Origin of the sequence: Streptomyces ossamyceticus, assembly GCF_001418475.1 — a bacterium.
Classification (GTDB): domain Bacteria; phylum Actinomycetota; class Actinomycetes; order Streptomycetales; family Streptomycetaceae; genus Streptomyces; species Streptomyces ossamyceticus.
This window is the reverse complement of the sequence record NZ_LIQX01000197.1, coordinates 19,453-31,486: the sequence shown is the minus strand read 5'-3', so window position 1 is coordinate 31,486 and position 12,034 is coordinate 19,453. Positions and strand designations below refer to the sequence as shown.

General features: G+C 70.0%; 17 protein-coding genes. 15 read left to right on the top strand and 2 right to left on the bottom strand.

What is annotated here, in order from left to right:
* Both AOK15_RS16145 and AOK15_RS16140 read right to left on the bottom strand, forming a co-directional pair.
* Nucleotides 1-2,119, bottom strand: a 2,119-nt coding sequence (locus AOK15_RS16145) for an RNA repair domain-containing protein (RefSeq protein ID WP_055517297.1), incomplete at its 3' end; no start/stop codon positions are given.
* 4 nt (nucleotides 2,120-2,123) lie between these two features.
* Complete coding sequence (locus AOK15_RS16140) at nucleotides 2,124-3,866, bottom strand: RNA ligase family protein (protein WP_055517294.1); 1,743 nt, start codon at nucleotides 3,864-3,866, stop codon at nucleotides 2,124-2,126.
* Between the two features lie 152 nt (nucleotides 3,867-4,018).
* Here AOK15_RS16140 and AOK15_RS16135 point away from each other — a divergent pair, with 152 nt between their 5' ends.
* From AOK15_RS16135 to rplE, 15 genes are all read left to right on the top strand, one after another.
* Nucleotides 4,019-4,744 carry a YoaK family protein gene (locus tag AOK15_RS16135; RefSeq protein ID WP_055517292.1) on the top strand — a complete coding sequence of 242 codons (726 nt, stop codon included), beginning with the start codon at nucleotides 4,019-4,021 and terminating at the stop codon, nucleotides 4,742-4,744.
* A gap of 494 nt (nucleotides 4,745-5,238) precedes the next feature.
* Nucleotides 5,239-5,547, top strand: coding sequence for a 30S ribosomal protein S10 (gene rpsJ / locus AOK15_RS16130; RefSeq protein WP_003948644.1), 309 nt, complete (start codon nucleotides 5,239-5,241; stop codon nucleotides 5,545-5,547).
* Nucleotides 5,548-5,563: 16 nt separating this feature from the next.
* On the top strand, nucleotides 5,564-6,208 hold the full coding sequence (gene rplC / locus AOK15_RS16125; protein ID WP_055517290.1) for a 50S ribosomal protein L3: 645 nt from the start codon (nucleotides 5,564-5,566) through the stop codon (nucleotides 6,206-6,208).
* A gap of 7 nt (nucleotides 6,209-6,215) precedes the next feature.
* Nucleotides 6,216-6,872, top strand: a complete 657-nt coding sequence (gene rplD, locus AOK15_RS16120) for a 50S ribosomal protein L4 (protein ID WP_055517287.1) — start codon at nucleotides 6,216-6,218, stop codon at nucleotides 6,870-6,872.
* Nucleotides 6,872-7,291: a 50S ribosomal protein L23 gene (gene rplW / locus AOK15_RS16115; RefSeq protein ID WP_055517285.1), complete on the top strand. Its 420-nt coding sequence runs from the start codon at nucleotides 6,872-6,874 to the stop codon at nucleotides 7,289-7,291. The genes rplD and rplW overlap by 1 nt, the downstream gene beginning before the upstream one ends.
* Before the next feature lie 38 nt (nucleotides 7,292-7,329).
* Nucleotides 7,330-8,166 carry a 50S ribosomal protein L2 gene (gene rplB, locus AOK15_RS16110; protein WP_055517283.1) on the top strand — a complete coding sequence of 279 codons (837 nt, stop codon included), beginning with the start codon at nucleotides 7,330-7,332 and terminating at the stop codon, nucleotides 8,164-8,166.
* Between the two features lie 12 nt (nucleotides 8,167-8,178).
* A complete protein-coding gene (gene rpsS / locus AOK15_RS16105; protein ID WP_003992359.1) occupies nucleotides 8,179-8,460 on the top strand; it encodes a 30S ribosomal protein S19 in 282 nt (93 codons plus the stop codon).
* A 44-nt stretch (nucleotides 8,461-8,504) separates the two neighbouring features.
* Nucleotides 8,505-8,852: a 50S ribosomal protein L22 gene (gene rplV, locus AOK15_RS16100; protein WP_055517281.1), complete on the top strand. Its 348-nt coding sequence runs from the start codon at nucleotides 8,505-8,507 to the stop codon at nucleotides 8,850-8,852.
* Nucleotides 8,852-9,673 carry a 30S ribosomal protein S3 gene (gene rpsC, locus AOK15_RS16095; protein ID WP_055517279.1) on the top strand — a complete coding sequence of 274 codons (822 nt, stop codon included), beginning with the start codon at nucleotides 8,852-8,854 and terminating at the stop codon, nucleotides 9,671-9,673. Before rplV ends, rpsC begins: the two co-directional genes overlap by 1 nt.
* Nucleotides 9,674-9,678: 5 nt before the next feature.
* Entirely contained in the window at nucleotides 9,679-10,098 is a 420-nt protein-coding gene (gene rplP, locus AOK15_RS16090; protein ID WP_055517277.1) for a 50S ribosomal protein L16, read from the top strand.
* The gene (gene rpmC, locus AOK15_RS16085; protein ID WP_007494763.1) at nucleotides 10,098-10,322 is read left to right on the top strand and encodes a 50S ribosomal protein L29; all 225 of its coding nucleotides are present in this window, start codon (nucleotides 10,098-10,100) and stop codon (nucleotides 10,320-10,322) included. Before rplP ends, rpmC begins: the two co-directional genes overlap by 1 nt.
* Complete coding sequence (rpsQ, locus tag AOK15_RS16080; protein WP_006130775.1) at nucleotides 10,322-10,609, top strand: 30S ribosomal protein S17; 288 nt, start codon at nucleotides 10,322-10,324, stop codon at nucleotides 10,607-10,609. The genes rpmC and rpsQ overlap by 1 nt, the downstream gene beginning before the upstream one ends.
* A gap of 173 nt (nucleotides 10,610-10,782) precedes the next feature.
* Nucleotides 10,783-11,151 carry a 50S ribosomal protein L14 gene (gene rplN, locus AOK15_RS16075; protein ID WP_003998823.1) on the top strand — a complete coding sequence of 123 codons (369 nt, stop codon included), beginning with the start codon at nucleotides 10,783-10,785 and terminating at the stop codon, nucleotides 11,149-11,151.
* A 2-nt stretch (nucleotides 11,152-11,153) separates the two neighbouring features.
* A complete protein-coding gene (gene rplX / locus AOK15_RS16070; protein WP_055517275.1) occupies nucleotides 11,154-11,477 on the top strand; it encodes a 50S ribosomal protein L24 in 324 nt (107 codons plus the stop codon).
* Nucleotides 11,477-12,034, top strand: coding sequence for a 50S ribosomal protein L5 (rplE, locus tag AOK15_RS16065; RefSeq protein ID WP_020135807.1), 558 nt, complete (start codon nucleotides 11,477-11,479; stop codon nucleotides 12,032-12,034). Before rplX ends, rplE begins: the two co-directional genes overlap by 1 nt.

Genomic DNA, 12,034 nt, shown 5'->3' with positions numbered 1-12,034 from the left:
CCGTGGCCGCCGCCTCGCCCAGTTCGTCCCGGCGGTCCACCGCCTCTGCGGGGTCCAGCGAGCCCGTGGCCACGACCACCAGGTCGACGTCCGTCCCGTCGAGCCGCAGCCGCAGCCCTGGCACCCGGGCGCCGACCACCTCCCGCACCCCGGTCGCGTCCGGGAGCGCCGCTGTCAACTCCGCTCGCAGCGAGGCGAGTTCGACGCAGCCGGGGAGGGCCGCGACCAGGTCCAGGTCGGCGCCCGGCAGCGCGCAGCCCATGCGCCGGGAGCCGACGACGTGGACGACGCCGTGGGGGAGGGCGGCCGAGATGCGGCGGGCGAGGCGGTCGGCCACGGCGGTGTCGGCCGTCTCGTCCGCACCCGGCGGTTCGGCCGTCTCGTCCGCACCCGGCATCTCCTCCCGAGGCTCGGGGTGCGGGGTCTCCTCCCGCTCCCAGCGCACCTCACCCGTGCCCAGCTTCAGCCGGCCCCGCACCCGCATCGGCTCGTCCCCGCGTCGGGACAGCAGGGCCAGTTCGCCGACACGGACCGGCATTGGCGCCAGCCGGGCCGCGCAGTCGGCGGCCAGGGCGTTCGGGTCGGTGGTGCGGCCCAGGCTGAGGTGCGGGGTGAAGCCGTGACGGCGGCCGTGACAGCGGGGGAAGCGGCTCGCCAGGGTGCGGTGCAGCTCGGCCCACGGCCCCTCGCCGGCCGCCGCCGGGTCGAGCCAGACCGTCGCGTCGTCCCGGTGTCCGAACCAGTGCACGCCCTCCAGCCGGGCGTCGAACGCGGCGGTCGGCGCCGACGCCAGCACGGCCGCCGCCTCCTCGAAGGCGTGTTCCGGTACAAAGCCGAAAAGCACGTTGACGTGCGGTGGCCAGCGGTGGATCTGCGGGTCGTGAGCCCGGCGGATGTCCTGCAACGGCGGCCACAGGTCGTCGGGCGGCAGCCACGCCAGTGCCGTACGGGCCGTCGGCGTGGCGTCGCAGACGTCGGCGGCGGATACGGACGTGTCCCGCGCCAGCTCCACCCGTACGCCGTAGTGGTCGGAGATGTGGAGACCCTCCGCCGTGGGCCGGTCGCCGTACAGCTCGGCCCGGCGCACACGCAGGCCCTCGCCCGCCGAGCGCAGAAGCACCCGGTCCAGCCGGGAGGCCCGGCCGCTCAGGGAGGAGATCGCGGCGAGGGGATTGGCGCCGGGGTCGAAGGTCGGCGTCAAGTCCCCGGGGCCGTGCGCCTCGCTCCACGCGTCCCGCATCCCGAGGGTGACCTGCGGTGTGTCACCGCCGTCGTTGAAGTCGCCCACGAGGACCAGCTCGGCGTCCAGACCGGCCAACCCCTCGGCCATACGGGAGAGTTCGGCCGTACGGCGACCGGCGCCGTCCACGGAGTGGTCGCTGCTGAGATGGGTCGCCGCCACGGCCAGGGGCCCGCCGTCCGTCTCCACGACCACGGCGGTCACCCCCTTGTGCGGGCCCAGCGCGTGATACGCCGCCTCCCGCACCGGCAGCCGGCTCAGCAGCAGCAGACCGCACTCGTCCACGTCACGGCCGCGAGGGTCCGTGCCGAGCGTCCAGCCCGCCCGGAGCCAGGACTCCCGCAGCAGCATGGCCAGTAGCTCCGCCTCGACCTCCTGCAGCGCGATCACGTCCGCGTCGGCCTCGCGCAGCGCCCGCAGCAGCAGCGGCCGCCGCCGGGCACTGTCGATGAGGTCGGCGTCGTACCGGTCCCAGAGGGTGTTCCAGGTCAGGACGCGTACGGCGTCGGTCGGCGCGGGTGAGCCGCCGGGCCCCTCCGGGGCTCCCGGTGGCGCGGGCACCCAGTCCTCCGCCACGTCGTCCCAGACGTGAGGCGTGCGGGGCGTGAAGAACGGCGCCCGCAGCCGCCGGGCCTCCCGCACGCGCCCGGCGTCCGTCGCGTCGATACGGTCCACGCCGGTGGTCCGGTCCCACACCACCTCGCCGTCGGCCTCGAAGAACAACACCCGGTGCCACGGGATCTCGCCGCCCGGCACGAACACGGGCAGCGGGACGCGCTTGGGATCGGCGCCGCGCTGCATCACGCCCAGCACGAAGCGGGCCGGGTCGAAGCGGGCGTCCCAGCGCACCCGGTGGTAGATCTCCTCGCTCGTACGCACGTCCTCAGACCTCTTCCTCTACGGTCCCACTCGCCCCGACGTACCAGGTGCGATGGGCGTCGCCGGGGTACGGCGGGCTGAACCGGCGCACCTGCGCGGTGAGCACCTCCGGCGGCACCGGGTGTTCCCGGCGGGCGTTGCGCCGCACCAGCTCGTCCTCGTCGACGAGGACCACGGCGTGGGTGAGCAGGGCGTCCCGGCGGTGGGCGACCGCGTGCACGAGCGAGCGCTGCTGCCGGGTGAGCGACGTGGCGTCCCACACCACCGTCCCCCCGGCGGCCAGCGCCGCGTCCAGCCGGTCGAGCCCCGCGCGCAGCACCTCCCCGTTGGCCCGCTGATCGGCGCGCGACCCCCGGGCCGCGCGCAGGTCGTCCAGCGAGACGTACACGTCCACGTCCGGCAGTCGGCGCGCGAACGAGCTCTTGCCGCTGCCCGCCGGCCCCACCAGCTGGATCAGCTTCGGGAAGTTCCCCGAACGCCACCGCCAGGTCGCGGCCACGGCCTCCTCGGACACCGCGCGGCGCCGACCGGCGGAACCGTTCCCGCCGCTACCGTCATCACCGCCGTCCCCCGCGATCGCGCTGATCCGCCCCCGCGCGTACGCCTCCCGCGCCTCGGCCCGGCACCGGACGGCCGCGTCGGCGGGCAGGTCGGCGAAGGCCCCCCGCAGCACGTCCCACTCCGGGCGGCCGATCTCCTCCGCATGCAGCAGGGACCACTCCGCCTGGTCCCGGGCCTCGTCCGTCTCCGCCGTGGCGCGGGCGACCGCGTGCAGCAGCCCGAGATCGGCGGCGTACGACATCCGCACCAGGCCCGTCCGCCGGTCCTCGTCCGGATACGGCCGGTGCAGCGCCGGGTGCAGCCCGACGAGATCCGCCACGCGCCGTGCGAGCGGCAGGCCCACGACCCCGGCGAGCCGCGCCGCGAGCCACCCCCGCTGCCCGTGCCGGGCGTGGAGCAGCGCGGCGAGGGCCCCGACGAGCCGGTCGTCCCCGGTGAACCCGGCCGCGTCGAAGCGCGCCAGAGCCTCCGCGTCCCCCATGTCCCCCGCGCCGGGCAGCCCGACCGCCTCCGTCAGCGCCTCGGCGTCGACACGGACCCCCGAGCGCACGTCCCACAGGGAGGCCCGCGCGCCCAGCCCGTTCTCGACGACCGCCGCGTGCATCCAGTGCGTGTCCGTCCGGACGTGCCCGGCCCGCACCCACTTGGCCACACGCGCCCCGAACTCCGCCGCGCCGAAGCCGTCCGCGACCCGGACGACGTACCCCTCCTGCCGCCCGAGGTCCAGCCGCAGCGCCCGGAGCGCCCGCTCGTCGAACTCGCCCCGCCACAGCACCCGCGGCACCGGGACCCCGAGCCCCCGCAGAAAGCGGACCGTGCGGTCCCAGTCGAGGCAGCGACCCTCGGCGTCCCACACCGAGAAGCCGTAGAACCAGCTCTCCAGGTCCTCGTACGCGAGCGAGTGCCGGGCGAACATGTTCTCCCCGCACACCCGCCAGCCCTCCGGGATGGACGGCCCGACCCGTGCCTGGAGCGCCTTGACCCAGGTGCGGGAGGGGTGGTGGGCGGAGTCGAGCGACCGGGCATGGAGGCCGTCGGCGTACAGCGTCGTGTTCTCGCCGTCGAGCTTCTCCGTCACGACCACCTCGCGCCCGCGCAGCCCGGACAGGTCCGTGACCCGGAGATCGTCCGAGGACGCGCCGGGGGACCAGGGCAGATGCCGGGTCCGCGGATAGTGCGTACGCATGATGGATGTCCCCCGCCCGATCGCCGTCCGGGACCTCCGACCAGCCGCCCCACCGGCGTACCGGCGTGCCTGATCAGCGCCGGCGTGCCTGATCAGCGTAGGAGCGCGTGGCGACGGCGGGCCAATGGATTAACCGGTCTTAGGGTCCCGCCATGAAACCCCGAGCGGGTGTCGCACTCACCTCGGTGATGATGGCGCTCACCCTGACGACCGGCATGATCGAGGCCGTCAGCTTCCTCGTCCTGGGACCGGTGTTCACCGCGGTGCAGAAGGGAAACCTGCTGTTCCTCGCCTTCGCTCTCGCCGGCGCCACCGACCTCTCCCCGGCCGCGTCCGGCGTGTCCATCGCCGGCTTCGCCGTGGGCACGGTGCTCGGCTCCCGGTTGGAGTCGGAGGTGGACCGGCGGGGCAACCGCTGGTTCGTGGTCGCGCTGCTCGCCGAGGCGGTGCTGCTGGGGCTGGGCGCGCTGCTCGCGTGGCGCACCGGCATCCACCCGCCGACCGGGTCGGGCGAGCCGTCGACCGGACGTCACTTCGCGGTGATCGCGCTGGTCGCCGGGGCCATGGGTCTCCGCAACGTCACCGCGCTCAGGGCATCGGTCCCGGATGTGCCCACCACCCTGTCCACCCGCGCCCTGACCGCCCTCCTCAGCGGCCTCCCGCCGACCGCAGACACCCGCATCGGCTCCGGCGCCCGCCACGAGGGCCGCCGTCTCGCCTCGGTCGGCGCGATGTTCACGGGCGGCATGCTGGGTGCCTGGCTCCTCGACGCGGCGGTGGACCCGGCAGTCGTCCTGCTTCTGACCGCCGCGCTCGCCCTGTGCCTTGGCACGGCCCACTGGGCGACCCCGGTGGAGCGCACGTCGGTGCGGGGCTGAGCGCGTCCTGCTCCACGTCGGTGCCGGACGGCGGCAGGTGCCCGCGTCCGGCGACACGGGCGCGTACGCCTTCTCCGTGGTCTGGTTTGACCTCGGTCACTCTGGGGGTAATCTCTCCGGCTCGATTGGCGGAGGCCCTTCCCCATATGGCAGACTGTCGGAGTTGCTCGGTCGAGTGTTGATGCTGCACGCCTCCCGCCGGGGGGACCGGAAGCGAGTCCCACAGTACTCGTCGCTCTAACTGCCTCACGGCAGCGCTGGAGCGGACGTACGGGAATCTTCCGGGAAGTGTGGCGCAGCGCCGGCCAGGCACCCGGTGGGCCTCCGCCCCCGGCCTGCGGTTCCGGTAGGGCCGCGTTCCCGCGCAAGGGATGTTCGAACAAGGGACATCTGTGTCAGCGGAAGCGCGACACGCCCGACCGCGTGGGTCGGAGGACGGCCGCAAGGGAACACCGGGTTCCAGAGCGTTAGAGAGACAGGACTACTGAGTAGCCATGGCGGGACAGAAGATCCGCATCCGGCTCAAGGCCTACGACCACGAGGTCATCGACTCCTCGGCGAAGAAGATCGTCGAGACGGTGACTCGCACTGGTGCGTCGGTCGCGGGCCCGGTGCCGCTGCCCACTGAGAAGAACGTGTACTGCGTCATCAAGTCGCCGCACAAGTACAAGGACTCGCGCGAGCACTTCGAGATGCGCACGCACAAGCGCCTGATCGACATTCTCGACCCCACCCCCAAGACCGTTGACTCTCTGATGCGACTCGACCTCCCGGCCGGTGTCGACATCGAGATCAAGCTCTGAGGGCGGTGATCTGAGAATGGCTAAGCAGATCAAGGGCATCCTGGGCGAGAAGCTCGGCATGACGCAGGTGTGGGACGAGAACAACCGCGTTGTTCCGGTCACCGTCGTCAAGGCCGGCCCCAACGTCGTGACCCAGGTTCGTACCAACGACGCCGACGGTTACGAGTCGGTCCAGATCGCCTTCGGCGAGATCGACCCGCGCAAGGTGAACAAGCCCCTCAAGGGCCACTTCGCCAAGGCCGACGTCACCCCCCGTCGCCACCTCGTCGAGATCCGCACCGCGGACGCCTCCGAGTACACGCTGGGCCAGGAGATCACCGCTGAGGTGTTCGAGGCCGGCGTGAAGGTCGACGTCACCGGCAAGAGCAAGGGCAAGGGCTTCGCCGGTGTCATGAAGCGTCACAACTTCAAGGGCCTCGGCGCCGGACACGGCACCCAGCGCAAGCACCGCTCTCCCGGTTCCATCGGTGGCTGCGCCACCCCGGGCCGCGTGTTCAAGGGCCTCCGCATGGCGGGTCGCATGGGCAACGAGCGGGTCACCACCCAGAACCTGACCGTCCACGCCGTTGACGCGGAGAAGGGTCTGCTGCTCATCAAGGGCGCGGTTCCCGGTCCGAACGGCGGCCTCGTCCTGGTCCGCACCGCGGCCAAGGGGGCCTGAGGTACCGATGAGCACTGTTGACATCCTTTCGCCTGCCGGCGAGAAGACCGGAAGCGTCGAGCTCCCCGCGGAGATCTTCGGCGTGGAGAAGGTCAGCATCCCGCTGATCCACCAGGTCGTCGTCGCGCAGAACGCCGCTGCCCGTCAGGGCACGCACAAGACCAAGACCCGTGGCGAGGTTCGCGGTGGCGGCAAGAAGCCGTACCGCCAGAAGGGCACCGGCCGCGCCCGTCAGGGCTCGACCCGCGCGCCCCAGTTCGCCGGTGGTGGCGTCGTCCACGGCCCGCAGCCGCGTGACTACTCGCAGCGGACCCCGAAGAAGATGAAGGCCGCGGCCCTGCGCCACGCCCTCACCGACCGGGCCCGTCACAACCGCATCCACGTCGTCTCCGGCGTGATCGAGGGCGAGAACCCGTCCACCAAGGCCGCCAAGAGCCTGTTCGGCAAGATCTCGGAGCGCAAGAACCTGCTCCTGGTCGTCGAGCGCTCGGACGAGGCCGCGTGGCTCTCCGCCCGTAACCTGCCCCAGGTGCACATCCTGGAGCCGGGCCAGCTGAACACGTACGACGTGATCGTCTCGGACGACGTGGTCTTCACCCAGGCCGCTCTCGAGTCCTTCGTCGCCGGCCCGAAGGCCAACGACACCGAAGGGACTGAGGTCTGATGGCCGTCCGTCACCCCTCCATCGCCTCGAAGGCGGCCAAGGCCGCCAAGGCCGCGCGCGTCGCCAAGGCGCGTCGCCACGCCACCGAGGGCAAGAACACCGTCGTCACCCCGGCGAGCAAGGCGTACACGGACCCCCGTGACGTCCTGATCAAGCCGGTCGTGTCGGAGAAGAGCTACGCGCTCCTCGACGAGAACAAGTACACGTTCATCGTCGCGCCCGGCGCCAACAAGACCCAGATCAAGCAGGCCGTCCAGTCGGTCTTCTCGGTCAAGGTCACCGGGGTCAACACGATCAACCGCCAGGGCAAGCGCAAGCGGACCCGCACCGGCTTCGGCCAGCGCTCCGCGACGAAGCGCGCGATCGTGACCCTCGCCGAGGGCGACCGTATCGACATCTTCGGCGGTCCGACCGCGTAAGCGGGTCGGATCGTCCGATATCGGACGAGGACTGAGAAATGGGAATCCGCAAGTACAAGCCGACTACGCCGGGCCGTCGTGGTTCCAGCGTCGCCGACTTCGTCGAGATCACGCGGTCCACGCCGGAGAAGTCGCTGGTCCGCCCCCTGCACAGCAAGGGCGGCCGTAACAACGCCGGTCGTGTGACCGTTCGCCACCAGGGTGGCGGACACAAGCGCGCCTACCGCGTGATCGACTTCCGTCGTCACGACAAGGACGGCGTGCCGGCGAAGGTCGCGCACATCGAGTACGACCCCAACCGCACCGCGCGCATCGCGCTGCTGCACTACGCCGACGGCGAGAAGCGCTACATCCTCGCCCCGCGCAACCTGCAGCAGGGTGACCGCGTCGAGAACGGTCCCGGGGCCGACATCAAGCCGGGCAACAACCTGGCCCTCCGCAACATCCCGGTCGGTACCACGATCCACGCGATCGAGCTCCGTCCCGGTGGCGGTGCCAAGTTCGCCCGCTCCGCCGGTGCCTCCGTGCAGCTGCTCGCGAAGGAGGGCGCCTACGCCCACCTCCGCATGCCCTCCGGTGAGATCCGCCTGGTCGACGTGCGCTGCCGCGCCACCGTCGGTGAGGTCGGCAACGCCGAGCAGAGCAACATCAACTGGGGCAAGGCCGGCCGCAAGCGCTGGCTGGGCGTCCGCCCGACCGTCCGCGGTGTGGCGATGAACCCGGTTGACCACCCCCACGGTGGTGGTGAGGGCAAGACCTCCGGTGGTCGCCACCCGGTCAGCCCCTGGGGTCAGAAGGAAGGTCGTACTCGTTCGCCCAAGAAGGCGTCGAACAAGTACATCGTCCGCCGCCGCAAGACGAACAAGAAGCGCTAGGAGCGGGTTTAGATGCCGCGCAGTCTCAAGAAGGGGCCCTTCGTCGACGACCACCTGATCAAGAAGGTGGACGCCCAGAACGAAGCAGGCACCAAGAACGTCATCAAGACCTGGTCCCGTCGCTCCATGATCGTGCCGGCCATGCTCGGCCACACGCTCGCGGTGCACAACGGCAAGACCCACATCCCGGTGTTCGTCACCGAGTCGATGGTCGGCCACAAGCTCGGCGAGTTCTCGCCGACGCGCACCTTCCGGGGTCACGTCAAGGACGACCGGAAGTCGAAGCGCCGCTAACCGCGGATCGCATTCAGACACGTAAGTAACTGAGAGGGACAACCATGGAAGCCAGGGCCCAGGCGCGGTACATCCGCGTCACGCCCATGAAGGCCCGCCGCGTGGTGGACCTTATCCGTGGCATGGACGCCACGGAGGCTCAGGCGGTCCTGCGATTCGCCCCGCAGGCCGCTTCCGTGCCCGTCGGCAAGGTGCTCGACAGCGCCATCGCCAACGCCGCGCACAACTACGACCACACGGACGCCAACTCGCTGTTCATCAGCGAGGCGTACGTCGACGAGGGTCCGACCCTGAAGCGGTTCCGGCCGCGTGCCCAGGGCCGTGCCTACCGGATCCGCAAGCGGACCAGCCACATCACCGTGGTCGTCAGCAGCAAGGAAGGAACCCGGTAATGGGCCAGAAGGTTAACCCGCATGGGTTCCGGCTCGGTGTCACCACGGACTTCAAGTCCCGCTGGTACGCCGACAAGCTGTACAAGGACTACGTCAAGGAAGACGTCGCCATCCGTCGGATGCTGACGTCCGGCATGGAGCGCGCCGGTATCTCCAAGGTGGAGATCGAGCGCACCCGTGACCGTGTCCGCGTGGACATCCACACCGCGCGTCCGGGCATCGTCATCGGCCGCCGCGGTGCGGAGGCCGACAAGATCCGCGGTCAGCTGGAGAAGCTGACGGGCAAGCAGGTCCAGCTGAACATCCTCGAGGTCAAGAACCCCGAGACCGACGCTCAGCTGGTTGCTCAGGCCGTCGCCGAGCAGCTGTCCTCCCGCGTCTCCTTCCGTCGGGCCATGCGCAAGAGCATGCAGTCCGCCATGAAGGCCGGCGCCAAGGGCATCAAGATCCAGTGCGGTGGCCGCCTCGGCGGCGCCGAGATGTCCCGCTCGGAGTTCTACCGCGAGGGCCGTGTGCCCCTGCACACGCTCCGCGCGAACGTGGACTACGGCTTCTTCGAGGCCAAGACGACCTTCGGCCGCATCGGTGTGAAGGTCTGGATCTACAAGGGCGACGTCAAGAACATCGCCGAGGTCCGCGCCGAGAACGCCGCTGCCCGTGCGGGTAACCGCCCGGCCCGCGGTGGTGCCGACCGCCCGGCCCGTGGTGGCCGCGGTGGCGAGCGGCGCGGTCGCAAGCCGCAGCAGGCTGCCGGCGCCGAGGCCCCCAAGGCCGAGGCCCCCGCGGCTGCTCCGGCTGAGAGCACCGGAACGGAGGCCTGACCGACATGCTGATCCCCCGTAGGGTCAAGCACCGCAAGCAGCACCACCCCAAGCGCGACGGCGCTGCCAAGGGTGGCACGTCGGTTGCGTTCGGCGAGTACGGCATCCAGGCGCTCACCCCGGCGTATGTGACGAACCGTCAGATCGAGGCCGCTCGTATCGCCATGACGCGTCACATCAAGCGTGGTGGCAAGGTCTGGATCAACATCTACCCGGACCGTCCCCTCACCAAGAAGCCTGCCGAGACCCGCATGGGTTCCGGTAAGGGTTCGCCGGAGTGGTGGATCGCCAACGTCAAGCCCGGACGCGTGATGTTCGAGCTGTCGTACCCCAACGAGAAGATCGCCCGTGAGGCCCTGACTCGCGCCGCCCACAAGCTGCCGATGAAGTGCCGGATCGTCAAGCGCGAGGCAGGTGAAGCGTGATGTCGGCCGGTACCAAGGCGTCCGAGCTGCGCGAGCTGGGCAACGAGGAGCTTCTTGCGAAGCTCCGCGAGGCCAAGGAAGAGCTGTTCAATCTCCGCTTCCAGGCGGCGACCGGACAGCTCGAGAACCACGGCCGTCTGAAGGCGGTCCGCAAGGACATCGCGCGGATCTACACCCTGATGCGCGAGCGTGAGCTGGGCATCGAAACGGTGGAGAACGCCTGATGAGCGAGAACAACGTGACTGAGACGAACACCGAGGCGCGCGGATTCCGCAAGACCCGTGAGGGCATCGTCGTCAGCGACAAGATGGACAAGACCGTCGTCGTCGCCGTCGAGGACCGCAAGAAGCACGCCCTGTACGGCAAGGTCATCCGCAGCACGAGCAAGCTCAAGGCGCACGACGAGCAGAACGCCGCCGGCGTCGGCGACCGTGTCCTCCTGATGGAGACCCGGCCGCTGTCCGCCACGAAGCACTGGCGCGTCGTCGAGATCCTCGAGAAGGCGAAGTAATCAAGCGGGGGCCCTGCCCCCGCTGACCCCCGCCGGGGCTCCGTCCCGGACCCCGGCGTGGGTTCTCGCCCGAAGAGGCGCAAGTAATTCCTGCGGGGTAAATCCGCAGGACGGTTCCGCCAGGCTCTCCGGTCAACTCCCGGAGGGAACCGGCAGACAATCAGGAGATAGACGTGATCCAGCAGGAGTCGCGACTGCGCGTCGCCGACAACACTGGTGCGAAGGAAATCCTTTGCATCCGTGTGCTCGGTGGCTCCGGTCGCCGCTACGCGGGCATCGGTGACGTCATCGTCGCCACCGTCAAGGACGCGATCCCCGGTGGCAACGTGAAGAAGGGTGACGTCGTCAAGGCGGTCATCGTTCGCACCGTCAAGGAGCGCCGCCGTCCGGACGGCTCGTACATCCGCTTCGACGAGAACGCCGCCGTCATTCTGAAGAACGACGGCGACCCTCGCGGCACCCGTATCTTCGGCCCCGTCGGCCGTGAGCTGCGCGAGAAGAAGTTCATGAAGATCATCTCGCTCGCGCCGGAGGTGCTGTAAGCATGAAGATCAAGAAGGGCGACCTGGTCCAGGTCATCACCGGTAAGGACAAGGGCAAGCAGGGCAAGGTCATCGCGGCCTTCCCCCGCGAGGACCGTGTCCTGGTCGAGGGTGTCAACCGGGTCAAGAAGCACACCAAGGCCGGCCCGACCGCCAAGGGTTCGCAGGCCGGTGGCATCGTCACGACCGAGGCCCCGATTCACGTGAGCAACGTTCAGCTCGTCGTGGAGAAGGACGGCAAGAAGGTCGTCACGCGTGTCGGTTACCGCTTCGACGACGAAGGCAACAAGATCCGCGTTGCCAAGCGGACGGGTGAGGACATCTGATGGCTACCACCACCACTCCGCGTCTGAAGACGAAGTACCGCGAGGAGATCGCGGGCAAGCTGCGTGACGAGTTCAAGTACGAGAACGTCATGCAGATCCCCGGCCTCGTCAAGATCGTGGTCAACATGGGTGTGGGCGACGCCGCCCGCGACTCCAAGCTGATCGAGGGCGCCATCCGCGACCTCACCACGATCACCGGTCAGAAGCCGGCCGTCACCAAGGCCCGCAAGTCCATCGCGCAGTTCAAGCTGCGTGAGGGCCAGCCGATCGGTGCCCACGTCACGCTCCGTGGCGACCGCATGTGGGAGTTCCTGGACCGCACCCTGTCGCTCGCGCTCCCGCGCATCCGCGACTTCCGTGGTCTGTCCCCCAAGCAGTTCGACGGCCGTGGCAACTACACCTTCGGTCTCACGGAGCAGGTCATGTTCCACGAGATCGACCAGGACAAGATCGACCGCACCCGGGGTATGGACATCACCGTGGTGACCACGGCGACCAACGACGCTGAGGGCCGCGCGCTCCTTCGTCACCTCGGCTTCCCCTTCAAGGAGGCGTGA